This window comes from Streptomyces corallincola (assembly GCF_019104725.1).
GTDB classification, from domain to species: domain Bacteria; phylum Actinomycetota; class Actinomycetes; order Streptomycetales; family Streptomycetaceae; genus Streptomyces; species Streptomyces corallincola.
This window is the reverse complement of sequence record NZ_JAHRXF010000047.1, coordinates 14,903-40,235: the sequence shown is the minus strand read 5'-3', so window position 1 is coordinate 40,235 and position 25,333 is coordinate 14,903. Positions and strand designations below refer to the sequence as shown.

Here is a 25,333-nt window from a genome sequence, read left to right as displayed (position 1 = left end):
CTCATGCCCCGCGCATCCGGGCGCCGCGCTCTCAGGCCGTCTCGGCCACCGCCGGAGTCCCCGGCTTCGCCTGCGCGGGTACGAACGGTGCCGCCGCCGGTGCCGGGGCGTGGGTGCGCTCGTCGAACGGCACGAACGGCACCGGCTCGGTCTCCCCGAGGAACACCCGGCGTACCACGCGCTCGGCGGCGTGACCGTCGTCGAACTCGCAGAAGCGGCGGCGGAAGACGTCGCGGCGGGCCGCCGCCTCCGCGCCGCGGTACTCGTCCGAGCCGAGCAGCTCGAACAGCTCTTCCTGCGTGGTGGCGACCGAACCGGGCGCCTCCTCAAGGAGGTTGAAGTACGTGCCGCGCACCGCCGAGTAGATGTCCCAGTCGGGGGCGTAGATGATGATCGGCCGGTCCAGCACCGCGTAGTCGAACATCGCGGAGGAGTAGTCGGTGATCAGGGCGTCGGCGGCGAGGTACAGCTCCTCGACCTCCGGGTGCCCGGACACGTCGATGATCCGGCCGCTGCGGCGCAGGTCCTCGATGTGCGAGTCGGCGCCGTAGAAGTAGTGGCCGCGCACCAGCAGGGTGACGTCCTCGCCGACCTCGTCCGCGATGCGGGTCAGATCGATGCTGGGCACGAAGCCGGGCTGGTACTCGCGGTGCGTCGGCATGTAGAGGAAGGCACGGGTGCCGTCCGCCAGGCCGAGCGCCGCGCGGGCCCCGGCGACGTCCTCGGCGCTGGCGTGGACCAGGCGGTCGTTGCGCGGGTAGCCCGTCTCCAGCGACTCGTACGAGCAGGGGTAGACCCGCTCCCAGATCGCGGTGGAGAACCGGTTGGCGCTGAGGCTGAAGTCCCAGCGGTCGCACCGCTTGAGGAGCTTGCGGAAGCTCATGTCGGTGGACGCCGGGAACTTGCGCTGGTCGAGACCCATCGTCTTCAGCGGTGTGCCGTGGTGGGTCTGGAGGTGGATCTGGCCCTCGCGCTTGAGCACGCTGTCGGGGAAGTTCACGTTGTTGACCAGGTACTTGGCCCTGGCCACGGCCGCCCAGTACTCCCGGGAGCCGACCCGGACGACGTCCACGCCCTCGGGGACCCGCTCCACGGAGTCGGGGCGGACCGCCCACACGCGGCGGATCTGCGGGGCCAGGCGCCCGAGTTCGGCGTCGATGGCCGCCGGGTTGCAGCTGACGCTGCGGCTCCAGTACGCGGAGAACACCGCGAGGTTCTCGTCCAGCGGACGGCGCATCTGGGAGCGGTACAGCAGGCCCATCGCGCGCTTCTTGGACCGGGTGACGGTCTTGCGGGCCCGTCCGCGCAGCGACTCGCGGAGCTTTCCGGCGGCGCTCGCGCCGAGCAGCGAGCTGTACGAGTCCCGCTCCAGCATCGCGTACTTGCTGCCGCGGTTGCCGTCCGGGCGGACGAAGCCCTTGGGCAGCCGGGCGCGGTAGTCGGCGGAGGCGCGGTGGAAGAACTCGGCGCGGGCCTGGGCCGGGAGCCGGTCCGGGCGCTCCAGGACGGTCAGGAAGTGATCGACCATCTTGCCGAACAGCGGGCCGCGCCAGGCGTCCAGTTCGGGGTGCGCGTCGAGGTACTCGAAGACCCGGCGGTACTGGTCGAACACGTCGAAGTGCTTGCGGCTGACGGTCTTGAGGATGTTGCCGCCCTCACGGCGCTGGCGGTACTCCACGACGACGCGCGCCAGGACGGCGATCCGCTCGGCGCTGATCATGGAGCAGAACGTCCAGGGGGCGTCCTCGTAGTAGCCGGGCGGGAAGGTCAGCCCGTGCCGCTGGACGAAGTCCATGCGGTACGCCTTGTTCCAGACGATCTGGAGCAGGTCGAGCAGTTCGGGCCGCTCGGCGAGGGTGAACGTGTCGGGGCCGTCGGGCTGGAGGAGTTCGGCACGCTGGTTGGGGCGGACGCGACCGTCCCAGAAGGTGCGGGCGTAGTCGAAGACGAGGATCTCGGGGTCCTGGGCGGCTTCCAGCCGCTCGGCTATGGCCCGCAGCGAGCCCTTGGTCAGGGTGTCGTCGCTGTCCAGGAACAGGACGTACTCACCCGTGACGTGCTCAAGACCGGCGTTGCGCGCGCGGCCGAGGCCGACGTTCTCCGCGAGGTGGAGCACCCGGACGCGCGGGTCGCGGGCGGCGTACTCGTCGAGGATCGCGCCCGAGTGGTCGGGCGAGCAGTCATCGACGGCGATGACCTCGAAGTCCGTGTAGTCCTGGCCCAGCACGGAGTCCAGGCACTCGGCGAGGTAGCCCTGCACCTTGTACGCAGGTATGACGAGGGAGAGTCTGGGCATCAACACAACCTGTTCCGAGACTGATCACAAGGGCAAGGGCCGGGCTCGGGGCACTCGTCGCCGGTGACGGGTGCTCGCAGCACGCCATCCGGCCAGACTAAGGGATTCACCTGAAGTCTCCGTGCGCGTACCGGACCCGTCGGATCGGCATGGTGCGACTTTCGGCCGCCCGCCCGTCGGCTTCCGGCCGTTCCCCTTCCCACCTGGGGTACGGGGGTCCCGGACGCCCTGCCACCAGCACGGAAGTGTGGGTAAGTTGTCCCTTTTGGGGCGTATTGAATTCTTACGCATCCCTCACCGCCGGCCCCCGTCGGCGTGACTGCTTTCACGTCCGCGGGCGGGGGCCGACGGGGCGGTCAGGCGCGCAGTTCGGCCCGGTCGCCCATCACGACCACGGGGTGCTGGGCCGGGTCCAGGGTGCGCAACAGGTAGCGCATGTCGGCCTCGGGCTGGCTGACACAGGCGGAGGTGCCGCTGCCGTGGTCCATGTGCAGCCAGATGCTGCCGCCCTTGGTCTGGCCCTGCGGCCGGGTCGGGTCGTTGGGCGAGGTGCCCTTGACGCGGTTGTAGTCGATGGCGATGACGTAGTCGAAGTCGTGCCAGTACGCCTTGTTCCAGTAGTGCGGGGCCTGGAAGGACGCCGACCGGGTGTACGGCAGCCTGCCGCCCGGCGAGGGGAGCACACCCCCGGCGTCGCTCAGGGTGAAGACCCCCACGGGGCTGCGTTTGTCGCCCTCGTGGTGGTCCGGGGTCCAGCCCTTGCGGCCGTTGTGCGCCGACCAGGTCCGCTCCTGCTTCCACACCGAGCCCTGCTTGGTGAACAGCGCCACGGTGGAGTCCGGGGAGTCCTTCCCCGCGCCGTACACGGCCACCACCTGGCGGCTGTCCGCCGGGACCCGGTCCCACAGCCGGTCACCGATGCCGGGCACCCGCTTCAGCGGGGCCTTCTTCTCCGGCGCCGCGGCCTTCTTCCCGCCCGGTGCCGCCGTCTGCTTCTCCTGTGAACCACCGCATCCCGCAAGGGACATCACCGACAGCGCGCACCCGGCCGCGACCAGTGCGACCCACCCCGAACCTCGTTTCGACATGTCTTCATGGTCGCAGGCGAGGTGTGGCGATTCGGTCCGGGTACGGACACGGGTGGACACGAAGGGGCGGCGCCGCACGCCGCGGCGGCCTCGCGACGGTGCCCGGTGGCGGTCCGGCAGGTGGAACGCGCGGGCGCGGCACGTGACGTTTCGCATAGATTGCGAGGGCAGCCGTCGTCGAGCAGGAAGACCAGCCGTGACCAGCGCAAGGCAGGCCGTGAGCGAGGCTCGCAGGGTCGTCGTCAAAGTGGGCTCCTCCTCGCTGACCACCGCCGCCGGAGGACTCGACGCGGACCGGGTGGACGCCCTCGTGGACGTCCTCGCGGGCAGCCGGGGCATCGGCGGCGCCTCCGGGGCCGCGTCCCGCGAAGTGGTCCTCGTCTCCTCCGGCGCCATCGCCGCCGGGCTCGCCCCGCTCGGCCTGCCCCGCCGCCCCCGCGACCTCGCCCGCCAGCAGGCCGCCGCCAGCGTCGGACAGGGCCTCCTCGTCGCCCGCTACACCGCGTCCTTCGCCCGCTACGGCGTCCGTGTCGGCCAGGTGCTGCTGACCAGCGACGACATGAGCCGCCGCGCCCACCACCGCAACGCCTCCCGCACCCTGGACAAGCTCCTCGCGATGGGCGCGCTGCCCGTCGTCAACGAGAACGACACCGTCGCCACCGACGAGATCCGCTTCGGCGACAACGACCGGCTCGCCGCCCTCGTCGCCCACCTCGTCCACGCCGACCTCCTCGTCCTCCTCTCCGACGTGGACGGCGTCTACGACGGCGACCCCGGCCGCCCCGGCACCTCCCGGCTGGCCGAGGTGCGCGGCCCCGAGGACCTAGCCGGGGTCGAGATCGGCAGCTCGGGCCGGGCGGGCGTCGGCACCGGGGGCATGGTCACCAAGGTCGAGGCCGCCCGGATCGCCGCCGCCGCGGGCATCCCCGTCGTCCTCACCAGCGCCGTGCACGCGGCCGAGGCGCTGGCCGGCGGCGACACCGGCACCTACTTCCACCCCACCGGGCGCCGCTCCGCCGACCGGCTGCTCTGGCTCCAGCACGCCTCCACCCCGCAGGGCGCGCTCACCCTGGACGACGGTGCCGTACGGGCCGTGGTCGAGCGGCGCACCTCGCTGCTGCCCGCCGGGATCGCCGCCGTCGAGGGCGAGTTCAGCGCGGGCGACCCCGTCGAACTCCGGGACACCGCCGGGCGGCCGGTCGCGCGCGGGCTCGTCAACTTCGACGCCCGCGAGATTCCCCGGCTGATCGGGCGTTCGACCCATGAGCTGGCCCGTGAACTGGGGCCCGCCTACGAACGGGAGGTCGTCCACCGGGACGACCTCGTCCTTCTGCACGCCTGACGGGACGCGCGGCGGGCGGTCCGGGAGGAGCGGGGGCGGTGCCGGGCGGTGGGCGCCCGTGCGTCCCGGTGGGGGACGTTCCGTAAAACCGCCCCAATCCGGCGCTCGGCCTGCTCAACTTTGTTGTCGGGGCGGCGGGTCCGCGCGCCCCCGCGGCAGCGGTCCCCTGAGCCGTACGCCTGAGCTGTCTGAGCTGTGCGACTTCGTGAAGGAGGCCGTCGTGAGACGAGTACGCCCCGGTCCGGCGGCGTCCCGCGGTGGGCTGAAGAGTGTCGCGGCGGGGGAGTCGTACTCCGGCCCGCCGCCGAAGGATCTGCCCCGGCTGTGGCACGTCACGCTCAGTCTCTCCGGGGCGTCCGTGCCGCTGCCGGAGCTGCGGCGGGCGCTGGAGCGGCTCGCGCAGGACCATCCGTTTCTGCTGACCAGCAGGTACGCGCCGGACCACACGGAGATCCGGTACTGGGAGGAGGCACGGGATCTGCACGACGCCGCGGCCGTCGCCCTGCGGTTGTGGGGGGAGCACCGGGTGAGTGCGGGGTTGCCCTCCTGGGAGATCGTGGGGCTTGAGGTGATCGACCGGGAGACGTATCACCAGCGGGTGGCCGAGGGATACGGCCCCGCGCCCGCCACCCCCGTCGGGGTGCACCCGTTCTGAGGGCGCCCTCCGGGGTGCGGGTCCGTCACGGGCGCTCGCGCAGTTCCCCGCGCCCCTCGCGGGAGCTGGGCACTACGCTGCCTGCATGACCACGCTCTCGCCGTACGACTCTCTCTCGCCGGTTGTCCAGGCCGCCTACCGGGCCAAGGCCGCGGCTGCGGATCTGGCCCCGTCGCCGCGGGCCGAGAAGGACGACGCGCTGCTGGCGGTGGCGGACGCGCTGGAGGTCCGGACGGCGGAGATCGTGGCGGCGAACGCGGAGGACGTGAAGCGGGCGCGGGAGAGCGGTACGAGCGAGTCCGTGGTGGACCGGCTCACGCTGACCCCGGAGCGCATCCGGGCCATCGCCTCCGACGTACGGGACGTGGCCGCGCTGCCCGACCCGGTCGGGGAGGTCGTCCGGGGCTCCACGCTCCCCAACGGCATCGACCTGCGCCAGGTACGCGTCCCGCTGGGCGTCGTCGGGATCGTCTACGAGGCCCGGCCCAACGTCACCGTGGACGCCGCCGCGCTCTGCCTCAAGTCCGGCAACGCCGTGCTGCTGCGCGGGTCCGCCTCCGCGCTCGCCTCGAACACCGCCCTCGTACGGGTGATCCGGGACGCCGTCGGGGGCGCCGGTCTGCCCGCCGACGCGGTACAGCTCGTCCCCGGCGAGAGCCGCGAGTCGGTACGGGAGCTGATGCGGGCCCGCGGCCTGGTGGACGTGCTCATCCCGCGCGGCGGCGCCTCGCTGATCCGGACCGTCGTCAACGAGTCCACCGTGCCCGTCATCGAGACCGGCACCGGCAACTGCCACGTCTACGTGGACGCCGACGCCGACATCGACATGGCGATCGACATCCTGATCAACTCCAAGGCCCAACGGGTCAGCGTCTGCAACGCCGCCGAGACGCTCCTCGTCCACCAGGACATCGCGGACGCCTTCCTGCCCCGCGCGCTCGACGCGCTCGCCGCCGCCGGGGTCACCGTGCACGCCGACGAGCGGGTCATGGCGTACGCGGCGGACTCCGGGGCCACCGTGGTCGAGGCGACCCCGGAGGACTGGGAGACCGAGTACCTGTCGTACGACATCGCCGCCGCCGTCGTGGACTCCCTCGACAGGGCGGTCGAGCACATCCGGCTGTGGACCTCCGGGCACACCGAGGCGATCGTCACCACCTCGCAGACCGCCGCCCGCCGGTTCACCCGGCTGGTGGACTCCGCCACGGTCGCCGTGAACGCCTCCACCCGGTTCACCGACGGCGGCCAGTTCGGCTTCGGCGCCGAGATCGGCATCTCCACGCAGAAGCTGCACGCCCGCGGCCCGATGGGGCTGCCGGAGCTGACCAGCACGAAGTACATCGTCACCGGGGACGGGCACGTGCGCCGCTGAGCCCGTCCCCACCGGGGTGTCTCATCTGGCGGGAGAATTTCCGTACCGTCTGCCCAAATTGACCCCCCAGGTCTACTCTGGACGCGTGCCGGAGGACGCGGGGGGCACGCCGTCGTTCCCTGACGGCTGGGAGCCCGACGACGACACCGACCACGGGGTGACGGACGAAGAGTTCGCCTCCGTGGTCTTCGACGAGGAGTTCGTGCGGGCGGCCGTGGTGCACGAGCCCAGCGCCGTCGAGCGGCTGCTCGCCGCCGCGCGGGCACGGGCCGAGGCGTCCGAGGCCCGGCGGGACCGGGGGGAAGACGGATTCGGGCCCGGGTTCGAGGGGTACGACGGCGAATCCGACGACGAGGGGTACGCCCCCGGCGGTTATCCCGGTACCTACGCTCCCTACGGCAAGTACGTCCGGTGGCATCGGCCCGTCGCGTGGCTGCTCGCGCTCGTGATGGGCGTCGGGATGGTTGTGCTCGCCTTCGCCGCGGTGTACCGGGGGGCTTCCGGAGGGCGGGACCGGGTGCCCTCGCCCGCGACCACGGGGCTTGAGCAGGGGGTCGGTCCCGTGCCGGGCGCGTCCGCGGGGGTGGGGGCCGGGGCCGGGCAGCCCGCGGTGTCCTTGGTGCCGCCTGCGCCCTGAGGGGCCTTGGTTCTCGGTGCGGGTGCGGGTGCGGGTGCGGGTGCGGGCGCGGGTGTGGGTGCCGGTGCGTGGTGGCTGTGGCTGGTCGCGCAGTTCCCCGCGCCCCTTTGGGGGATTGCCGTGCGGCCTTGTCGCGGGTGCGGCTCGGCCGTGGCTGGTCGCGCAGTTCCCCGCGCCCCTTGGGAAGTCTGCGTGGTCCCTTGCTTGGTCGTGGCCGGTCGCCGCACTTGCCGCGCAGTTCCCCGCGCTCCTTTGGGGGTGGCTCGTGGGCTGGAAATGGGGGCTTGTTGGGGTTTATCGGGGGCTGTGGGGACCCACTCTGAAAGTATGAGCGGGCCTGGAGAGTTCCCTGAGGGGGCATCCGAGGACGAGTACCGATCCGTCGTGTTCGACGAGTCGTTCGTGCGGGCTGCTCGGATTCAGGAGTTCTCGGCGCGGGAGCGGATCGCGGATCATTCGCCGGCCGTGCGGCGCCGGAGGCCCGCGCACCGGACGCTGACGCGGCAGTTGATGGTGATCGCCGTGCTGATCGCCGCCGCGTTCGGTACGGCCGTGTGGATGGGGGTGCGACACCCCTACGGGGCCGACCCGCAGGTCCGCCGTACCGTCGGCGCCGCGCGGACCGCGTTCGTACCGCTCGCGCCGGTCGGACGGGTGCCGGGGGACAGCGATCCCGAGGCGTTGTACGCGCACAGTCCCGCCGCCCGATTCGAGGCCGGGGCCAGCGGGATTCCGCTGCCCGCTGTGCGGGGGACCGCGCACTTCTCCGACAGCCAGGTCACGGCCGCGCTGATCAGCGCCCGGAGCTATCTGGTGCGCTCCTCGCTCTACCCCGAGGTGCTCACCGGACGGCAGTACCGGCCGGTGCGCCCGCTGATCGACTCCGCGCAGCTCGACCAGTTCGACCGGAGCTTCACTCGTCCGGCGGCGGACGGGCGGCACGCGCCGACCGGCTGGCTGGTGCGGTTCGACCCGGCGCGGGTACGGCTCGCCGACGAGCGGATCAGGGCGCGGGGCACCCTCCGGGCCGCCGAGGCGGACCCGGCGACGCTGGAGGTCAGCTCCGACGCGGTGTTCGTGTACGCGCTGCGGCCCGCCCAAGCCGCCGACGGGACCGCCGCCTCCCTGTTCACCGTGCGCCGGGAGATCGTGTTCCGGCTCGACCACGAGGACCTGCGCCTCGGCCAGCTCCAGCTGGTCTCCGCCCGCGCCGAGGCCGGGCCGGAGTCCTGCGGCGACGACAGCACCGGCTACCTCCAGCCCCTCCTCGCCGGTCGGACCGCCCGCCCCGGCACGCCCAGGGGCACCGACCCGTACCGCACGGGCGCCGAGGCGGCCCTGTGCGGCACGCTGGCGCCGGGGGACCGGCCGTAGGCCGTCGGGGCCTCAGCCGTCCTTGGCCTCTCCCCCCTTGCCCGCCTCGCCCGCTTCGCCCGTGCTCCCCGTGTCCCCCGTGTTCTTCGGCCGGGGCGTGCCCCGGAAGCCGTCGAAGCCCCGGCGGACCCGGCCGCCCAGGTCTCCCGCGCCGCCCGCGAGGTCGGAGACCAGCTTCATCAGGGGGTCCTTGGAGGACTTGACGTCCTCCGCGTACCCGGCGGCGGACTCGCGGAAGGCGTCGCGGACCGAGGCGTCCTTGTCGTCCTCGCGGCGCGGATAGTGGCCGTCCATCAGTCGCTGGAAATCACGCGACTCCGCCCACCTCTTCAGCTCGGCGGCGCGGATCGTGGCGAACGGGTGCGAGCGGGGCAGCACGTTCAGGATCTTCAGCACCGAGTCGCGCAGGTCGCCGCCCGCCTCGTACTCCTCGGCCTGCTCCAGGAAGGCGTCCACGTTCATCTCGTGCAGATGGTCACCGCCCGCGATCTTCATCAGGCCGCGCATCGAGGCCCGTAGATCCTGGCCCACCAGCAGTCCGGCCCGGTCGGCGGACAGCTCCGACTTGCGGAACCACTCGCGCAGCGCCGTGACCAGCGCCATCACCGCGATGTTGCCGAGCGGAATCCACGCCACCCGGACCGCGAGCGTGGTCAGGAACAGCAGCACCGTGCGGTACACCGCGTGACCGGAGAGGGCGTGGCCCACCTCGTGGCCGACGACCGCCCGCATCTCCTCCTCGTCCAGCAGCTCGACCAGGCCGGTGGTGACCACGATCAGCGGCTCGTCCAGGCCCACGCACATCGCGTTCGGCCGCGGGTCCTGCGTGACGTACATCGGCGGGACCTTCTCCAGGTCCAGGATGTGACAGGCGTCGCGGAGCATGTCGTTCAGGTGCGTGAACTGGCGGTCGGAGACCCGCACCGAGTCGGACAGGAACAGCAGTCTCAGGCTCCGCTCCGGGAGCAGCGCGCTGAGCGCCCTGAACACCGTGTCGAAGCCGCTGAGCCGACGCAGCGCCACCAGCGCCGACCGGTCGGCGGGGTGTTCGTACGCCCGCGAGGAGAGCCCCGGAAAGCGCCTGCGCTGCCTGCCCGGCACCTGCTCACGCCCCGGAAGTCCCGGCTGTCCCTGCTGGCCGTCGGACATGTCTTCCCCCATGCGCTCGTCGTGACCACACCTGCCGCGCGGCTCCCGCGGCGACCCCGGGGCCGGGGCCGACCCGGGCGGGGATACCGTGGACGGGCAGTACAGCCGAAGGAGTCCCCATGCACCACCAGCGAGCAGCCGCCCGGCTGTCCGAAGCAGTGAACCTCGCCGCCCCGCAGCACGGGACGGGCGACCTGCTCCGCATCGTGATCATCGTGATGGTCCTCGGTTGTGCACTGACCGCCTGGTTCCTGCTGCGCGGCTACAAGCAGAACGACGACTGACGCTCCCCGCGAGTTCCCGGCGGGGCGGGGCGGAGCCCCTGAGAAAACCCCGGAGACGATCCCCTACGGGACACCCCGCGCCCCCGCGCCGCCGCACGAACCCTGCCCCGCCGCACCCCCTCCCCGCCTCTCGGCGGAGTCGGGGTGATCGCCGACAGGCACCCCGCTTACGATGAGGGCAGTCGTCTTTATCCCGCCCTCACGCGATAGGTCCTGCCGAAGATGAGCCTCCACAGCGTCGCCGCACAGCTGGTCACCCTCGCCGCCGACGAGCACGGCGGCAACCACAACAGCCTCAACCCGGCCGTCACGGGCGGCTGCGCCCTGGGCATCCTGCTCCTCCTCCTGTGGATCACCACCCGCTTCAACCGCGACCGCTGAGCCCACCGGGCCCCACCTGGTCCGGCCCCGGCCGAGGACCACGGACCGGGCCGGTAGGGTCTGCACGCATGGAGCAGGACATGGCTACCGGTCCGGCGCACGAGACGGCCGCACACGCGACCGGCGCCGCCGACGACGCCCGCCGGGAACCCGGCGCGGCGCGCACCCCGCTGCCGGGACCGGGGAACGGCCCCGCCGACACCGGCAAGCGACGCCTCGGCGTGATGGGCGGAACGTTCGACCCCGTGCACCACGGGCACCTCGTGGCGGCCAGCGAGGTCGCCGCGCGCTACCAGCTGGACGAAGTGGTGTTCGTGCCCACCGGCCAGCCCTGGCAGAAGTCCGACCGCCGGGTCTCCCCGGCCGAGGACCGCTATCTGATGACGGTCATCGCCACCGCCGAGAACCCGCAGTTCTCCGTCAGCCGCATCGACATCGACCGCGGCGGCCACACCTACACCGTGGACACCCTGCGCGACCTGCGGGCGCTCAACCCGGACACCGACCTGTTCTTCATCACCGGCGCCGACGCCCTCGGCCAGATCCTCACCTGGCGGGACTCCGAGGAGCTGTTCTCCCTCGCGCACTTCGTCGGTGTCACCCGCCCCGGCCACGTCCTGGCCGACCCCGGCCTCCCGGCGGGCGGTGTCTCGCTCGTCGAGGTCCCCGCGCTGGCCATTTCCTCCACGGGATGCCGGGCGAGAGTCGCCAAGGGCGATCCCATCTGGTACATGGTGCCCGACGGAGTCGTGCGCTACATCGACAAGCGCGAGCTGTACCGCGGCGACTGAGCCGAGAGGGGCACCGGTGAACGACCGATACGACGCGGGGGACTCCGGCCACGGCGGCGACCCCTGGGAGCTCGTCGGCTACGACGAGTACGGGCAGCCCGTGTACCGGCAGGTACCGGCACAGCAGCCCCCGCAGCACCAGCCGTACGACCCCTACGGGCAGCAGCCCCAGGCCCCGTACGGCTACGACCCCTACGGGACCGGAGGGACCTCGGGGAACGGAACCGGCCAGACTCAGGCCGGGGACTACAACACCGGCCAGACGTACGGGAGTTACGACACCGGGCAGCAGCCGCAGACCCCGTACGGTTACGACCCGTACGGGACCGGCGGCCACCAGAACCCCTACGGGCAGCAGGCCGGGTCTCCTGGGTCCCCCGGGTCACCCGAGGCACCCGCGCGCCCGGCCCGCACCGCCGAGCAGACCGCGTACATACCCCAGCAGCCCGCACCCGCCGCGCCCGGACCGGACCCCCGCGACGCCCATGACACCCGTGATGCCCGCGACCCCCGTGACCCGCACGGTGAACCCGCCCCCGGCACCGAGGAGTTCGCGTTCGCGGAGGAGCCCGACGGCGACTCCGAGGACGTCATCGACTGGCTGAAGTTCACCGAGAACCGCACCGAGCGCCGCGAGGAGGCCCGCCGCCGTGCCCGCAGCCGGATCATCGCGCTGCTCGTCGTCCTCGTCCTCGTCGTGATCGCCGGAGCGGGCTACCTCTGGTACGCGGGCAAGCTGCCGTTCCTCGCCTCCCCGCGCGCCAAGACCGGCGCCGCCACCCCGGTGGGCGCGCAGAAACGCGACGTCATCGCCGTGCACCTGCACAACACCGGCAAGGGCGGGACCTCCACCCTGCTGCTGGTGGACAACACCACCACCCGGCACGGCACGGTCGTCCTGCTGCCCAACTCCCTTGCCCTGTCCGGCGACGACGGCTCCACCACCACCCTCGCCAAGTCCGTGGACGACGACGGCGCCTCCGGCACCCGCGACCAGCTCGACAGCGTTCTCGGCACCGACATCCAGGGCTCATGGCGGCTGGACACCCCGTATCTCCAGAACCTCGTGGACCTCGTCGGCGGCATCGACGTGGACGCCAACGCCGACGTCCCCGATCCGGACAGCGGGAAGAAGGGCGCCGGGCCGCTGGTGCACCGGGGCAAGGGCCAGTCGCTGAGCGGCCGGATGGCCGTCGCCTACGCCACGTACCGCGCCGCCGGGGAGAGCCAGGACGCCCAGCTGGAGCGGTTCGGGCAGGTCATGCAGGGCGCCCTGCGGAAGATCTCCTCCGACGCCTCCGGTGCCACGGTCACCGTGCAGACCCTCGCGCAGATCCTCGACCCGCCGCTCACCGACCAGGACCTCGGCGCCTTCCTCGCCCGGTTCTCCGCACTCGCCAAGGGCGGCGACTCCGGCACCGCGCTGCTGCCCGTGCGGGCCGACGGCACGCTCGACGCGAGCACCGGCGACAGCGTCGTGAAGACCGTCCTCGGCGGCACCGCCAAGAGCCCCGACGCCGGTTCCGCCGTGCGCGTCTCGGTGCAGAACGCCACCGGGGTCAAGGACGACACCGAGCAGGCCCGTGTGGTGCTGCTCAACGGCGGCTTCACCTTCCTCGGCGGCGGCACCGCCGACAGCGCGCGCACCACCTCCGAGGTGCGGTACGCCGACGCCAAGGACAAGGAGAACGCCGCCGAGGTCGCCAAGACCCTCGGACTGCCCGCCGGGTCCGTAGCCAAGGGGACTGTCTCCTCCGGCGCCGACGTCTCGGTGGTCCTCGGCACCGACTACCGGCCGCCCGCGCGGTGACCCGGAACCGGCCGTGCCTCCCCGTCGTCCGGCGGTCACCGGGAGGCACGGCCGGTTCGCCGTGAGACCCTTGGTGCCAAGTGACCCTTGACGGAAAGCCGTGCAGTGACCGCCACCGACCGTTCCCTTGACCTCATCAACATCGCCGCGCAGGCCGCGGCCGACAAGCTCGCCCACGACGTCATCGCCTACGACGTCAGCGACGTGCTGTCGATCACCGACGCCTTCCTGCTGGCCTCCGCCCCGAACGACCGCCAGGTGCGGGCGATCGTGGACGAGATCGAGGAGCGGCTGCAGAAGGAGCTGGGCGCCAAGCCGGTCCGCCGTGAGGGCGACCGCGAGTCCCGCTGGATTCTGCTCGACTACGTGGACATCGTCGTCCACGTCCAGCACAGCGAGGAGCGTGTCTTCTACGCCCTGGAGCGGCTGTGGAAGGACTGCCCCGAGCTGGAGCTGCCCGCCGACGCCAAGGCCACCCGTGGCAAGGGCGAGGAGCACGCCAAGCTGCGTGCCGACGAGGCCGAGGCCGACGAGGCCGGCGGGGCCTGGTGATGAGCGCCACGGGAGAGGTCGGCGACCGGCCCGGCCGGGGCCGCCGGGTCATCCTGTGGCGGCACGGCCAGACCCCCTGGAACGTGGAACGCCGCTTCCAGGGCGACACGGACGTCGAGCTGACCGGGACCGGCGTCGGACAGGCGCGCCGCGCCGCCCGGCTGCTCGCCTCGCTGAAGCCCGACGCCATCGTCGCCTCCGACCTGAAGCGCGCCGCGGACACCGCGGCGGAACTCGCCGCGCTCACCGGCATCGAGGTCGTCCTGGACCAGGGCCTGCGGGAGACCTTCGCGGGGGTCTGGCAGGGCCTGACGCACGAGGAGATCATCGAGCGGTACGGCGACCAGTACACGGCCTGGAAGCGCGGCGAGCCCGTGCGCCGGGGCGGCGGCGAACTGGAGACCGAGGTCGCGGACCGCGCGGCCCCCGTGGTGCTCCGGCACGCCGAGAAGCTGCCCGAGGACGGCACCCTCGTCGTCGTCAGCCACGGCGGCACCATCCGCACCACCATCGGCCGCCTCCTGGGCCTCGAACCCCGGCACTGGGAGAGCCTCGGCGGGCTCTCCAACTGCTGCTGGTCCGTCCTCGGCGAGGGCGCCCGCGGCTGGCGTCTCCTGGAGCACAACGCCGGCACCCTCCCCGAGCCCGTCCTCGGCGACGACGACTGACCCCGGATTTCACTTTCCGGCAGGTCGCAGGCTAAAGTTCTTCTTGTTCGCCCCGCAGGAACGGGAAGAACGCAAGGGGCTATAGCTCAGTTGGTAGAGCGCCTGCATGGCATGCAGGAGGTCAGGAGTTCAATTCTCCTTAGCTCCACAATCCGAAAGGCCCGTACGGGGAACCGTACGGGCCTTCTTCGTGCGCCCCGGTGCCTCGGGGGGCCCGGTGCCTCGGGGGCCTGGTGGGGCGGGCGGGTTCGGGGGTGCGTGAAGGGTTACGCGCCCCGAGGTCCGGAGGGGAATTTCCTCGTACTGGTGAGCGGGGCGTGGGTGCTCGGCGTATATCTGGGCGCGGGCTTCGGCTCGCCAGGCCCTCTGGCCTGCCGCGAGACCGTACCGGTACCCAAGCGTCGCTGACCGTATCGGTCGGGTCGTGGCAGAATCAAACGGCCGGAAGGGGACGCGGCCCGACGGGAGGAGTACCGATGCCTTCGAGCATCCGCGAGGAGGTCGGCCACCTCCTCGGTGCGGCGTGGATACGGGGCTCGGTCACCCGGCCCGGCCCGCCCGTCGCCGGGTGTTCGGTCCGCGAAGACCGCCGGAGCTGATCGATGGGTGCACACAGGCGGAAGTGCGACTGGTGCGGCAGCGGCACGCCCATCGTCCGTGACATGGAGCCGCTCAACTCCGACTACCAGTACTGGTGCGAGGAGTGCGCGCGGGCGCTGATCATAAAAGGCGACCCGATCGAGACGTACCGCGAGCTGGAGGGCGAGCCGATCTACGGCCGGTTGCTCGAAGAGCACTGCACCCTCAAGCGGTTCTACTCCTTCGTGACCGCCTGAGCCGCCTCCGCCCAAGCCGCCCTCGCCCGTGCCGTCCCCGTCCGGGCCGCGCTCACCCGGTCCGCCTGCCACGCCAGTGCGAGAAACACCCCGGCGGCCCCCGCGTACACGGCGGACAGCACCAACTGCCCGCCTCCCAGCCGCAGTTCCGGTCGCGTGCTGCCGTGCGGCACCCACCACGGGACGTACGCGCAGAACGCCACCGCCAGACCGGCCGCGACCGCCCGCCGCCCCCGTGACCAGAGCAGTACCGCCACCGGTACGCACCACACCCAGTGATGGGTCCAGGACACCGGGCTGACCAGCAGGGACGTGACCGCGCAGCCGCACACCGCCCAGGCCCGCCGGCCCCGCAGCTCCGCCGTCACGGCAACCCCCAGCCCGAGCGCCGCCACCGGCACGGCCGCGAGGACCCAGAGCGCGCCCGGATCGCCGGTGTGCAGCAGCCGCGCCAGGACCCCGCGCAGCGCCTGGTTCGCGGTGTCCTCCGCGTGCCCGACCCGGCTCGCCCGGAACACCGCCGCCGTCCAGAACCGCCAGGAGTCGTGGGGGAGTACGACCGCGCCGAGCAGGCCCGCACCGGCGAAGACAGCCGTCGCCGTACGGGTGGCCCGCAGCCAGGGTCCGCCGTCCCGGCCCGAGAGGCGGGCCGCCAGCCCGGTGGCCAGCAGGAACGCCACGAACAGCGCCGGGGTCAGCTTCACGGCCGCCGCCAGCCCGATCCCCACCCCGGCCCAGCGGCCGTGGCGACCGGGCCCGGCGGGCCGCAGCGCCGGGTCGGCCAGGACCAGCACCGCGAGCGCCAGGTTCACCTGGCCGTACCGCAGCGTCGTCCACACCGGCTCGCACCACACCGCCCCCGCCGCCACCCACCAGCCGCCCGCCCCCGCGTGCGGACATCCCGCCAGCCGCAGCGAGAGCCGGACGAACACGACGAGCAGGGCGAGGTTCACCGCCGTCGCCAGCACCCCCAGCAGCGCGGGGCCCGGCACGGTCAGCGCCGTGAACAGCAGGGCGGCGAACGGCGGGTAGGTGGTGGGCAGCCGGGCGGCGGTCGCGCGCAGGGCGTAGAGGTCGCCGCCGGACAGGACGGTCGCGCCCTCCGCGCGGTACACCCGCAGGTCGATCAGCGAGACGTGCGCGGCCCGCTGCGCCCACCAGAACACCGCGAACGACAGCAGGCACACGCCCGCCGCCACCCACATACGGCGCCGCTCACCGGCGTACCCGATCAAGGTCACGAAAGCAGACATTAGCGGGCGTACCGGAGGGGGCCGGAAACCGATTTGGTGCTGCACCCCGGGGACCGTGTACTGTTGGCGAAGCCGCCGGGGGAACCGGGCGGAACCAGTCGAAATACGGCATCGCCGTATGGAGCACGGGGCTATAGCTCAGTTGGTAGAGCGCCTGCATGGCATGCAGGAGGTCAGGAGTTCAATTCTCCTTAGCTCCACAGCAGTTGAGAGCGGGTCATCCGAAAGGGTGGCCCGCTTTCTCGTGTCCGGACACTGTGCCCGGACGTGGTGCGGGCAGGGCGGCGGGGCCGGACCCATGTCGCTTCCCGTTGGTCCGGCCCCGCCCTTCGCGCGCGCCTCAGCGTCCGAGCGCGCGCCGTCCGCGTCCCTGCGGCGAGACCACCGGCAGATTCCGCGCCGGTGCCTGGCCGCGGGTGTCCTCCTCCAGGCGCAGCGCGAGCGCCGGGCAGCGGCGTACCGCGCGCAGCGCCTTCGCCTCCGCGTAGCGCGGCACCTGGGCCTGGGCGACGGTCGGGAAGCCGTCGGCGCCCAGCTCGAAGACCTCCGGGAGGATGTCCGCGCACAGGCCGTGGCCCCGGCAGAGCGTCCAGTCCACGTGGATCTTCTGGCGGCTGGCGCCGGTGTCCTCCGGGTCGCCGCCGGGCAGGCCGGTCGGTGTCCTGCCCCCCTGGTACAGCGGCAGCACGCCCTCCACGGGCCGCCCGCAGCCGTTGCCGAGGACATGCGCGGCGAGGTCGTCGGTGAACGCCTTGATGGTCGATTCCAGGAACATCGCGGAACCGTCCGGGTGCGAACAGGCGCCGCGCCGCTTCACGTTCTTCGCCACCTGCTTCAGCGCCTCCAGCGCGGCCGGACCGCCGCCGTTCACGATGTCCTCAAGGCCGCGCGCGGCGGCCGGCAGCCCCAGGTAGCAGGGCCCGCACTGGCCCGCGCTCTCCTCGGCCAGCCACTGCGCCACCCGCAGCGACTCGCCCAGCGGGCAGGTGTTCTGACTGATCGGCAGGATCGCCCCCGCACCGAGCGAACCCCCCACCGCGTCCAGGGAGTCGCGGGAGACGATCGCCTCGTCCAGGGTCGCCGCGTCGATCCACTTGCCGTGGTAGCCGCCGGTCAGCACACCCTGCGGCTGCGGCGGGGCACCGGCGAGCTGGAGGACGTAGCGCAGCGGCACGCCCGTCGGGACCTCGATCACCATCGGGCGCGGGACCGCACCGGAGACGGTGAGCAGCACGGTGCCCGGCTCGTCGTACAGGCCGGTGTTGCGGTAGCGCTCCGGGCCGATGCGGGCGGCGATGGCGAGTTGCGCGAAGGTCTCCGCGTTGGACAGCAGGGTCGGGGCGCCGCCGACCCCGCTCTTGGAGGCGCTGATCTTGCGGCCGGGCGGGATCGCCGGGCCGCCGTCCACCGAGCGGATCAGGGAGGCCGCGGCGCCGGTCACCATGCGCACCGGGTTGCGCTGCACCCACACCCGCAGCGCGGAGCGGCGGCTGTTGCCCAGGCCGCGCTCCACCAGCGCCTTCTCCATCGAGCGCTGCGTGGACTCGCGGGTCACCCCGATCACCAGCGTCCGCGCGCCCAGCGCCTCCGCGCACAGCAGCGCGCCGTCCAGGATCAGGTGCGGGGCGCGGTTGATGAGGACGGTGTCCTTGCGGCAGGCGGGTTCGTCCTCACTGCCGTTGACGACCACGACCGGCCGCACCCCGCGCTTGATCGCGGACTCCGCGACCGAGCGCAGCTTCTTGTGGAACGGGAAGCCCGCCCCGCCCCTGCCGCGCAGGTTGATCCGCTCCGCGAGCTGGGCGAGCTGTTCGCCGCCGAGCGCGTCGAGCGGGCCGTGCACCTTCAGATGCATGGCCAGGTCGAGCCGTTCCACAAGGTCGAAGCCCGACGTGAGCTGCGGAAGCCCGACCACGCGGACCTCGGGTACGTCGGGCAGGGCCTCGTTCACCTATAGCCTCCGGACGGCGTGTTCCAGGGTTCACCGGTGCCGGGTGCGTCGAACGGCGCGCCGGGGATCGGTCCGGTGCCGGGACCACCGCTGAACGTGTCACCCGAGTTGTACGTCGCGCGCACCCCGGTCGTCTCACCGGTGTCGTACACATCACGCGGCCCCTGCGCGCCCATGCCCGGACCGCCCGGGATCGGGGTGATGTGTCCGGTGTCCTGGAGCGGGTCGTACAGCGACGGCGGGGCCTCGCCGACCGGTGGCGGGGACGGCACCGGCCAGCTTCCGGTACCCGGCGCCGGGCCCTCGGCGGGCGGGTACGGCGGCTGGGGCATCCGCGGGGTGACGGAGCGGTAGGCGGCGGCGAAACCGTCGGCCGCCGGTTCGGCCGGTGCGCCGTACGGGGGCCGCGCGGGGGAGCGGTACGGCGCCTCGGCGCGCCGGGACCCCGGCTCGCGGCGCCCCTCGTAGCCGGGCAGGGCGGACTCGGCGGCCCGCGACCGGCCCGCCTCCGGACCGGTCGGCACGGTCCGTTCGGAGCTGCCGAACACCGCGACCAGCCGGTCCGCGACCCGCCGCTTCACCGGGCGCGGAGCGGCGCGCAGCGCGACGGCGGCCATCACGCCGAGCAGCGAGACGCTGTAGAGGATCACGAAGACCGGCTTCGCCTGACGGCCCGCGTACAGGCCGTGCACCAGGGCCGCGCACCAGGCCGGGTAGGCGAGCATGTGCATCGCGCGCCAGCGGGAGGCGACGGGCGCGGGCGCGGCGAAGTTGCTGCGCAGCGCGCCGGTCACGCCGACGAAGATCATCAGCAGTCCGGCGAGCGAACCGAGCCCGATCAGGCCGCCGGTGCCGGTGACGCCGAGCGAGAAGGGGACGAGCGCCGCGATGACCTGGGTGTGGTCCAGGGCGATCTTCGTGGTGATGTGCAGCAGCAGGAACGCGATCGAGGCCACGGATGTCGTCCGGTGCACGGCCTGACCGACGATCCGCTGGCGGGTGTTGAGGAAGATCCGGTCCTGTGCGAACAGGCCCCAGATGACCGAGCAGCTCAGCGACACCAGACAGAGCACACCCGCGCCGAAGTTCAGGAACTCGCGGAACTGGCTGCCTCCGACCAGCACCACCACGGGTATCAGCAGCAGGACGACGGCGGACGCCACCCCATAGGCCGAGCGGCCGGGTCTGGGGAGCGAACTGTGGTTACGACGAGGGTTCATGGGGGCAACTCCGAGCAGTTCCGGGAAGGCGGTCCCGCTGCCGAACTCTAGGTGGCGGCATACCGGTTGGTACGCACTTTGAGCGATCGCGTCCGCTGTTCAGTGTCGGGCGGTCCGTTTCGGCGTCCTGTGACATGTCCATCAGGCATACGGATGCGGGGGGCGGGTTGCTCAAGGGGCGGGATGTGGCGTGGGTCGCTGGGGCGTGATGTGGCGTGGGTCGTGCCCCGTCCCGTACGACTTCGCCGCCGTTCCGTAGCGCTTCGCCCTTGTCCCGTACGGCTCCCGTGCGGCTCCCATACGGCTGCGCCCCTGTCCGGTACGGCTCCGGCCCCGTCCCGTACCGCTTCGCCCGGCGCGCGGCCCCTGCGGTACTCTGACGCCATGCGTGCCGTACGCCTTCTGCTTAGCGGGCCGCGCTGATCAGTACCGACCTCCGGGCAGGACCGGACGGGTCGGCATCGGCGCGGCCACCCCTCCATGTGCGAGGGGTTTTCTCATTTCTGCGGCATCCCCGGCCTTCCGCCCGCATCCCGCAGGAATTCCGCAGGCAGAGACGATCGATGGAGCTTTGAGGACGATGAGCGAGACGAACCCCGCTGCCGCCGCCACCCCGGACGCCGCGCCGCACCGCTACACGGCCGCCCTGGCGACCGAGATCGAGGCACGCTGGCAGGACTTCTGGGACGCCGACGGCACCTACGCCGCCCCCAACCCCAAGGGTGACCTGGCGGGCGACCCCGAGGTGGTCGCGCGGCCCAAGAAGTTCATCATGGACATGTTCCCCTACCCCTCGGGTGCGGGACTCCACGTCGGCCACCCGCTGGGGTACATCGCCACCGACGTGTACGCCCGGTTCCAGCGGATGACCGGCCACAACGTCCTGCACACCCTGGGCTTCGACGCCTTCGGCCTGCCCGCCGAGCAGTACGCTGTGCAGACCGGCACGCACCCGCGCGTGTCCACCGAGGCCAACATGGAGAACATGAAGGCCCAGCTGCGCCGCCTGGGCCTGGGCCACGACAAGCGCCGCTCGTTCGCCACCATCGACCCGGACTACTACAAGTGGACGCAGTGGATCTTCCTGCGGATCTTCGACTCCTGGTACGACCAGGAGGCCCGCCGCGCCCGCCCGATCGCGGAACTGGTCGCGCAGTTCGCCTCCGGTGAGCGCGCCGTCCCCGGCACCGACCGCGCCTGGTCCGAGCTGACCGCCGCCGAACGCGCCGACGTGCTGGGCGGGTTCCGGCTGGCCTACGCCTCCGACGCGCCGGTCAACTGGTGTCCCGGTCTGGGCACCGTGCTGGCCAACGAGGAGGTCACCGCCGACGGCCGCTCCGAGCGCGGCAACTTCCCCGTCTTCAAGGCCAAGCTGCGCCAGTGGAACATGCGCATCACCGCCTACGCCGACCGGCTGCTGGACGACCTGGACGGGCTGGACTGGCCCGAGGCGATCAAGCTCCAGCAGCGCAACTGGATCGGCCGCAGCGAGGGCGCCCGCGTCGATTTCCCCGTCGGGGACGAGCGGATCACCGTCTTCACCACCCGCCAGGACACGCTATTCGGCGCCACGTACATGGTGCTGGCCCCCGAACACCCCCTGGTGGAGACCATCACCCCGGCCGCCTGGCCCGAGGGCACCCACGACGTGTGGACCGGCGGACACGCCTCCCCGGCCGACGCCGTCGCCGCCTACCGTGCGCAGGCCGCCGCCAAGTCCGACGTGGAGCGCCAGGCCGAGGCCAAGGACAAGACGGGCGTCTTCACCGGCGCGTACGCCGTCAACCCGGTCAACGGCGAGCGCGTCCCCGTCTTCATCGCGGACTACGTCCTGATGGGCTACGGCACCGGCGCGATCATGGCCGTACCCGCCCACGACAGCCGTGACTTCGCCTTCGCGCGCGCCTTCGAACTGCCCATGCGCTGCGTGGTCGGCCCCACCGACGGCCGCGGCACCGACCCGGCCGCCTGGGACGACGCCTTCGCCTCCTACGAAGCGACCAGCGTCAACTCGGCCAACGACAAGGTGAGTCTGGACGGCCTGGGCGTCACCGACGCCAAGGCCCGCATCACCGAGTGGCTGGAGCGCGAGGGCATCGGCGAGGGCACCGTCAACTTCCGCCTGCGCGACTGGCTGTTCAGCCGCCAGCGCTACTGGGGCGAGCCCTTCCCGATCGTCTACGACGAGGACGGCATCGCCCACGCCCTGCCCGAGTCGATGCTGCCGCTGGAGCTGCCCGAGGTCGAGGACTACTCCCCGCGCACCTTCGAGCCCGACGACGCCGACACCCGCCCCGAGACCCCGTTGTCCCGCAACGCGGACTGGGTCAACGTCACCCTGGACCTGGGCGACGGCCCGAAGAAGTACCGCCGCGAGACCAACACCATGCCCAACTGGGCCGGTTCCTGCTGGTACGAACTGCGCTACCTGGACCCGCACAACGACACCGCCCTGGTCGATCCCGAGATCGAGCGGTACTGGATGGGCCCCCGCGAGGGCCTGCCGCACGGCGGAGTCGATCTCTACGTCGGCGGCGCCGAGCACGCCGTACTGCACCTGCTGTACGCCCGGTTCTGGTCCAAGGTGCTGTTCGACCTGGGCCACGTCTCCTCCGCCGAGCCGTTCCACAAGCTGTACAACCAGGGCATGATCCAGGCGTACGTCTACCGCGACGCCCGCGGCTTCCCGGTCCCGGCCGCCGAGGTCGAGGAGCGGGACGGCGCCTGGTACTACGAGGGCGAGCAGGTCGGCCGACTGCTGGGCAAGATGGGCAAGTCCCTGAAGAACGCGGTCACTCCGGACGAGATCTGTGCCGAGTACGGCGCCGACACCCTGCGCCTGTACGAGATGGCGATGGGTCCGCTGGACGTCTCCCGCCCCTGGGACACCCGCGCGGTCGTCGGGCAGTTCCGGCTGCTCCAGCGGCTGTGGCGCAACGTCGTGGACGAGGAGAGCGGCGAGGTCACCGTCACCGACGGCGCGGCCGACGAGGACACGCTGCGCGCGCTGCACAAGGCGATCGACGGGGTGCGCCAGGACCTGGAGGGCCTGCGCTTCAACACCGCCATCGCCAAGCTCACCGAGCTGAACAACCACCTGACCAAGGCGGGCGGCGCGGTGCCCCGTGCGGTCGCCGAGCCCCTGGTACTGATGGCGGCGCCGCTGGCCCCGCACGTCGCCGAGGAGCTGTGGCGCCGCCTGGGCCACACCGACTCCGTCGTCCACCGGGACTTCCCCGTGGCCGACCCGCGCTACGTCGTGGACGAGACGGTGACCTGCGTCGTGCAGATCAAGGGCAAGGTCCGGGCCCGCCTGGAGGTGTCGCCCGACATCACCGACGCCGACCTGGAGAAGGCCGCGCTGTCCGACGAGCGGGTCACGTCGGCGCTGGACGGGGCCGTGGTGCGGAAGGTGATCGTGCGGGCACCGAAGCTGGTGAACATCGTCACCGGCTGAGGGACTCTGCCGAGGCCTGCGGGCTGAGGGGCTCTGCCGAGGGCCTGGTGTGCGGGGTTCGCGTGCGGGGGCGGGGGCTTGGCGGCTCGGGTCGGGGCCCGTGCGGGGGCCTCGGGTCGTGGGCCTCGGCGGCTCGGGCGCGCCTGTTGGGGCCGTGTGGGCTGTGTTGACTGTGCGGGCCGTGGCAGCTGTGTCGGCCGTGTCGGGGTAGTCCCCTAAGGGCAGGTTCGGGGTTCTTCCGGAACTCCGGGCCTGCCCGCAGCGTTTACGGTGGTAGGAGGACGCGGCGCTGCCCGTCGCGCCGGGCGGAGGAGGAGCCGTGGAAACACTGGTCGTCGTGATCACCGTGCTCTTCCTGCTGTTCGTCGCGGCCGGGGTGTACGCCACGGTGAAGGTGGTGGGTGCCGCCAAACGCGGGGTGGACCGCACGGTGGCCCAGGCCAGGCGCACCGTCGAGGACCACACCCTGCGCGCCAGGACCTTCACCCAGCCCGGCCCGGCGGGCGAGATCGCCCAGCTCCGCCTGACCCTGCGCACCTCGATGCGCGCGACCCAGGACGCGCTGCACGCGGGTGCCGCCGAGGACGTCTCCCTGAAGGAGTCCCTCGGCCTCTTCGAGCGGCTCAGCGCGCACGGCCGCACCCTGGACGCCGACCTCAGACGCCTGGAGTCCGAGCCCGACCGGAACGCGCTGGCCGCGCTCCTGCCCGAGCTGCGCTCCCGTACGCAGCGGATCACCGCCTCCGCCGACTCCCTGCGCTGGGCCGCGCGCGACCGGGCCGCCCGCTTCTCCGACGACGACCTGGACGGCCTCAGCGCCCAGATCGACGTGGAGGCGGGCGCGCTGCGGCACTGGACGACCTCCGGTCCCGGTGCCGCGTCCGACGTGGGCGGCCGTTCGGTGGCGGAGCCCGCGCACGCGATCACCCCGCCCGGACCGCGCCCCTCCTACCCCTGGCAGAAGAAGCCCCGCCCCGAGAGCACCACGTGAGCGGACCCGTCCCGGCCGCTCCGGGGCGCGGCCCGGCACTCCGGGCCCGGACCGTCGCACACCCCCTACGGCAGGTAACCTCCAGCACATGTCCCGCCATGTCGCCATCGTCACCGATTCCACGGCCTATCTGCCGCCCCGGACGATGGAGCGCCACGGCATCACCAGGGTGCCGCTGACCGTCGTCCTCGGGGACCGGGCGCTCGAAGAGGGCACCGAGATCTCCACCCGCTCCCTGGCCCAGGCCCTCCAGAAGCGACGCCCGGTGACCACCTCCCGGCCCAGCCCGCAGGAGTTCACCGCCGTCTATCGCGGGCTCGCGGAGTCCGGCGCGACCGACATCGTCTCCCTGCACCTCTCCGCCGAGCTGTCGGGCACCTACGACGCGGCCGTCCTCGCGGCCCGTGAGGCACCGGTGCCGGTCCGGGTGGTGGACACCGGGATGGTCGCTATGGCCCTCGGTTTCTGCGCGCTCGCGGCGGCCCAGGTCGCGGAGGGGGGCGGCTCGGCCGACGAGGCGGTGACAGCGGCGGAGAAACGTGCCGCCGGGACCACGGCCTACTTCTACGTGGACACCCTCGACTATCTCCGGCGCGGTGGACGCATCGGCGCGGCCCAGGCCCTGCTGGGCTCCGCCCTCGCCGTCAAGCCGCTGCTCCGGCTGGACTCCGGGCGCATCGAACCGCTGGAGAAGGTCCGTACGGCGTCGCGGGCCATCGCCCGCCTGGAGGAGATCGCCGCCGACCGCGCGGGCGGTGCGGAGACCGACATCGCCGTCCATCATCTCGCGGCCCCCGAGCGGGCGTCCGCTCTCGCGGAACGGCTCCGGGCACGCGTGCCGGGCCTGGCGGAGCTGCATGTCAGCGAGGTGGGAGCGGTGATCGGGGCGCACACGGGGCCTGGACTGCTGGGGGTCGTGGTCTCCCAGCGCTGAGGGTGCCTGCGGCGGCTTGGACGGGGGGTGCGTGTGGGGGAGTTGGCGGATGGTGCTCTGGGGCGTGGAAGCGGGCTCGGCTCTGCGGGTTCTCGGCTCTGCGGGAGGCTCGGCCGTTGAGGCGGGCTCGGCTCTGAGGGTTCTTGGTCCTGTGGAGGGGCGCTCGGTCCTGCGGGTTCTCGGTCCCCGTCACTCGTGTGAGGGACGGGGTTTTCCACAACCTGCTGCTGCTCCACGGAAATCGACCATGATCATCGCGGATCGCGTGGATGCCCGATCCTCGTCGCATGGC

General features: G+C 72.5%; 22 protein-coding genes and 2 tRNA genes. 18 read left to right on the top strand and 6 right to left on the bottom strand.

The genetic code is table 11. The features are described from left to right. Window positions 1-31: 31 nt before the first annotated feature. Together KUM39_RS23620 and KUM39_RS23615 are read right to left on the bottom strand one after the other, a co-directional pair. Window positions 32-2,296, bottom strand: coding sequence for a bifunctional glycosyltransferase/CDP-glycerol:glycerophosphate glycerophosphotransferase (locus KUM39_RS23620; protein WP_217787775.1), 2,265 nt, complete (start codon window positions 2,294-2,296; stop codon window positions 32-34). A gap of 356 nt (window positions 2,297-2,652) precedes the next feature. Further along, window positions 2,653-3,384 (bottom strand): L,D-transpeptidase family protein, encoded by a 732-nt coding sequence (locus KUM39_RS23615; RefSeq protein WP_246620626.1) that lies wholly within the window; start codon window positions 3,382-3,384, stop codon window positions 2,653-2,655. 217 nt (window positions 3,385-3,601) lie between these two features. On the opposite strand from KUM39_RS23615, the gene proB reads away from it, so the two are divergent. From proB to KUM39_RS23590, 5 genes are all read left to right on the top strand, one after another. Then, a complete protein-coding gene (proB, locus tag KUM39_RS23610) occupies window positions 3,602-4,726 on the top strand; it encodes a glutamate 5-kinase (RefSeq protein WP_217787780.1) in 1,125 nt (374 codons plus the stop codon). Window positions 4,727-4,946: 220 nt separating this feature from the next. Next, window positions 4,947-5,381, top strand: a complete 435-nt coding sequence (locus tag KUM39_RS23605) for a DUF8830 family protein (RefSeq protein ID WP_217787774.1) — start codon at window positions 4,947-4,949, stop codon at window positions 5,379-5,381. Window positions 5,382-5,466: 85 nt separating this feature from the next. Further along, window positions 5,467-6,753, top strand: coding sequence for a glutamate-5-semialdehyde dehydrogenase (locus KUM39_RS23600; RefSeq protein WP_217787773.1), 1,287 nt, complete (start codon window positions 5,467-5,469; stop codon window positions 6,751-6,753). Between the two features lie 85 nt (window positions 6,754-6,838). Then, window positions 6,839-7,390: an SCO2584 family spore wall biosynthesis protein gene (locus tag KUM39_RS23595; RefSeq protein WP_443732241.1), complete on the top strand. Its 552-nt coding sequence runs from the start codon at window positions 6,839-6,841 to the stop codon at window positions 7,388-7,390. Between the two features lie 327 nt (window positions 7,391-7,717). Further along, window positions 7,718-8,764, top strand: coding sequence for an SCO2583 family membrane protein (locus tag KUM39_RS23590; protein ID WP_217787771.1), 1,047 nt, complete (start codon window positions 7,718-7,720; stop codon window positions 8,762-8,764). Between the two features lie 12 nt (window positions 8,765-8,776). On the opposite strand, the gene KUM39_RS23585 is transcribed toward KUM39_RS23590, so the two are convergent. Then, window positions 8,777-9,913, bottom strand: coding sequence for a M48 family metallopeptidase (locus tag KUM39_RS23585; protein WP_372455804.1), 1,137 nt, complete (start codon window positions 9,911-9,913; stop codon window positions 8,777-8,779). A gap of 119 nt (window positions 9,914-10,032) precedes the next feature. Here KUM39_RS23585 and KUM39_RS23580 point away from each other — a divergent pair, with 119 nt between their 5' ends. From KUM39_RS23580 to KUM39_RS23545, 9 genes are all read left to right on the top strand, one after another. Then, window positions 10,033-10,197, top strand: a complete 165-nt coding sequence (locus KUM39_RS23580; RefSeq protein ID WP_217787769.1) for a hypothetical protein — start codon at window positions 10,033-10,035, stop codon at window positions 10,195-10,197. A 222-nt stretch (window positions 10,198-10,419) separates the two neighbouring features. Next, window positions 10,420-10,578 carry a hypothetical protein gene (locus KUM39_RS23575; RefSeq protein WP_217787768.1) on the top strand — a complete coding sequence of 53 codons (159 nt, stop codon included), beginning with the start codon at window positions 10,420-10,422 and terminating at the stop codon, window positions 10,576-10,578. Window positions 10,579-10,658: 80 nt separating this feature from the next. Next, window positions 10,659-11,369 carry a nicotinate-nucleotide adenylyltransferase gene (gene nadD, locus KUM39_RS23570; RefSeq protein WP_246620625.1) on the top strand — a complete coding sequence of 237 codons (711 nt, stop codon included), beginning with the start codon at window positions 10,659-10,661 and terminating at the stop codon, window positions 11,367-11,369. Window positions 11,370-11,385: 16 nt separating this feature from the next. Then, entirely contained in the window at window positions 11,386-13,179 is a 1,794-nt protein-coding gene (locus KUM39_RS23565; RefSeq protein ID WP_217787767.1) for an LCP family protein, read from the top strand. 105 nt (window positions 13,180-13,284) lie between these two features. Continuing rightward, window positions 13,285-13,731 (top strand): ribosome silencing factor, encoded by a 447-nt coding sequence (rsfS, locus tag KUM39_RS23560; protein ID WP_217787766.1) that lies wholly within the window; start codon window positions 13,285-13,287, stop codon window positions 13,729-13,731. After that, a complete protein-coding gene (locus KUM39_RS23555; RefSeq protein ID WP_217787765.1) occupies window positions 13,731-14,399 on the top strand; it encodes a histidine phosphatase family protein in 669 nt (222 codons plus the stop codon). The genes rsfS and KUM39_RS23555 overlap by 1 nt, the downstream gene beginning before the upstream one ends. Before the next feature lie 75 nt (window positions 14,400-14,474). Further along, window positions 14,475-14,547: transfer RNA gene (locus KUM39_RS23550), tRNA-Ala, on the top strand. 328 nt (window positions 14,548-14,875) lie between these two features. After that, complete coding sequence (locus KUM39_RS28625) at window positions 14,876-14,998, top strand: hypothetical protein (RefSeq protein ID WP_281425743.1); 123 nt, start codon at window positions 14,876-14,878, stop codon at window positions 14,996-14,998. A gap of 3 nt (window positions 14,999-15,001) precedes the next feature. Then, complete coding sequence (locus tag KUM39_RS23545) at window positions 15,002-15,235, top strand: DEAD/DEAH box helicase family protein (RefSeq protein ID WP_215213048.1); 234 nt, start codon at window positions 15,002-15,004, stop codon at window positions 15,233-15,235. On the opposite strand, the gene KUM39_RS23540 is transcribed toward KUM39_RS23545, so the two are convergent. Next, the gene (locus KUM39_RS23540; RefSeq protein ID WP_308288216.1) at window positions 15,214-16,476 is read right to left on the bottom strand and encodes a glycosyltransferase 87 family protein; all 1,263 of its coding nucleotides are present in this window, start codon (window positions 16,474-16,476) and stop codon (window positions 15,214-15,216) included. The two genes, KUM39_RS23545 and KUM39_RS23540, sit on opposite strands and share 22 nt — an antisense overlap. Before the next feature lie 139 nt (window positions 16,477-16,615). Here KUM39_RS23540 and KUM39_RS23535 point away from each other — a divergent pair. Beyond that, window positions 16,616-16,688 (top strand) — tRNA-Ala (locus KUM39_RS23535). A gap of 140 nt (window positions 16,689-16,828) precedes the next feature. On the opposite strand, the gene KUM39_RS23530 is transcribed toward KUM39_RS23535, so the two are convergent. After that, the gene (locus tag KUM39_RS23530) at window positions 16,829-18,439 is read right to left on the bottom strand and encodes an NADH-quinone oxidoreductase subunit NuoF family protein (protein WP_217787763.1); all 1,611 of its coding nucleotides are present in this window, start codon (window positions 18,437-18,439) and stop codon (window positions 16,829-16,831) included. Then, window positions 18,436-19,659 carry a cytochrome b/b6 domain-containing protein gene (locus tag KUM39_RS23525; RefSeq protein ID WP_217787762.1) on the bottom strand — a complete coding sequence of 408 codons (1,224 nt, stop codon included), beginning with the start codon at window positions 19,657-19,659 and terminating at the stop codon, window positions 18,436-18,438. The genes KUM39_RS23530 and KUM39_RS23525 overlap by 4 nt, the downstream gene beginning before the upstream one ends. Window positions 19,660-20,239: 580 nt before the next feature. Between KUM39_RS23525 and leuS the strand changes: the two genes are divergently transcribed. The 3 genes from leuS to KUM39_RS23510 all read left to right on the top strand — a co-directional run bounded on the left by leuS (window position 20,240) and on the right by KUM39_RS23510 (window position 25,041). After that, on the top strand, window positions 20,240-23,116 hold the full coding sequence (gene leuS, locus KUM39_RS23520; RefSeq protein WP_217787761.1) for a leucine--tRNA ligase: 2,877 nt from the start codon (window positions 20,240-20,242) through the stop codon (window positions 23,114-23,116). Window positions 23,117-23,435: 319 nt separating this feature from the next. Then, entirely contained in the window at window positions 23,436-24,107 is a 672-nt protein-coding gene (locus KUM39_RS23515) for a hypothetical protein (RefSeq protein ID WP_217787760.1), read from the top strand. A gap of 88 nt (window positions 24,108-24,195) precedes the next feature. Beyond that, the gene (locus KUM39_RS23510; protein WP_217787759.1) at window positions 24,196-25,041 is read left to right on the top strand and encodes a DegV family protein; all 846 of its coding nucleotides are present in this window, start codon (window positions 24,196-24,198) and stop codon (window positions 25,039-25,041) included. The last annotated feature ends 292 nt before the right edge of the window (window positions 25,042-25,333 follow it).

What these genes read in the sequence shown, in the direction of transcription:
- KUM39_RS23525 (WP_217787762.1), bottom strand. Translation starts at nt 19,659, where the DNA reads ATGAACCCTCGTCGTAACCACAGTTCGCTCCCCAGACCCGGCCGCTCG.
- nadD (WP_246620625.1), top strand. Translation starts at nt 10,659, where the DNA reads ATGGCTACCGGTCCGGCGCACGAGACGGCCGCACACGCGACCGGCGCC.
- KUM39_RS23555 (WP_217787765.1), top strand. Translation starts at nt 13,731, where the DNA reads ATGAGCGCCACGGGAGAGGTCGGCGACCGGCCCGGCCGGGGCCGCCGG.
- KUM39_RS23600 (WP_217787773.1), top strand. Translation starts at nt 5,467, where the DNA reads ATGACCACGCTCTCGCCGTACGACTCTCTCTCGCCGGTTGTCCAGGCC.
- KUM39_RS23545 (WP_215213048.1), top strand. Translation starts at nt 15,002, where the DNA reads ATGGGTGCACACAGGCGGAAGTGCGACTGGTGCGGCAGCGGCACGCCC.
- KUM39_RS23575 (WP_217787768.1), top strand. Translation starts at nt 10,420, where the DNA reads ATGAGCCTCCACAGCGTCGCCGCACAGCTGGTCACCCTCGCCGCCGAC.
- KUM39_RS28625 (WP_281425743.1), top strand. Translation starts at nt 14,876, where the DNA reads ATGCCTTCGAGCATCCGCGAGGAGGTCGGCCACCTCCTCGGTGCGGCG.
- KUM39_RS23580 (WP_217787769.1), top strand. Translation starts at nt 10,033, where the DNA reads ATGCACCACCAGCGAGCAGCCGCCCGGCTGTCCGAAGCAGTGAACCTC.
- KUM39_RS23585 (WP_372455804.1), bottom strand. Translation starts at nt 9,913, where the DNA reads ATGTCCGACGGCCAGCAGGGACAGCCGGGACTTCCGGGGCGTGAGCAG.
- leuS (WP_217787761.1), top strand. Translation starts at nt 20,240, where the DNA reads ATGAGCGAGACGAACCCCGCTGCCGCCGCCACCCCGGACGCCGCGCCG.
- KUM39_RS23615 (WP_246620626.1), bottom strand. Translation starts at nt 3,384, where the DNA reads ATGTCGAAACGAGGTTCGGGGTGGGTCGCACTGGTCGCGGCCGGGTGC.
- KUM39_RS23620 (WP_217787775.1), bottom strand. Translation starts at nt 2,296, where the DNA reads ATGCCCAGACTCTCCCTCGTCATACCTGCGTACAAGGTGCAGGGCTAC.
- KUM39_RS23510 (WP_217787759.1), top strand. Translation starts at nt 24,196, where the DNA reads ATGTCCCGCCATGTCGCCATCGTCACCGATTCCACGGCCTATCTGCCG.
- KUM39_RS23590 (WP_217787771.1), top strand. Translation starts at nt 7,718, where the DNA reads ATGAGCGGGCCTGGAGAGTTCCCTGAGGGGGCATCCGAGGACGAGTAC.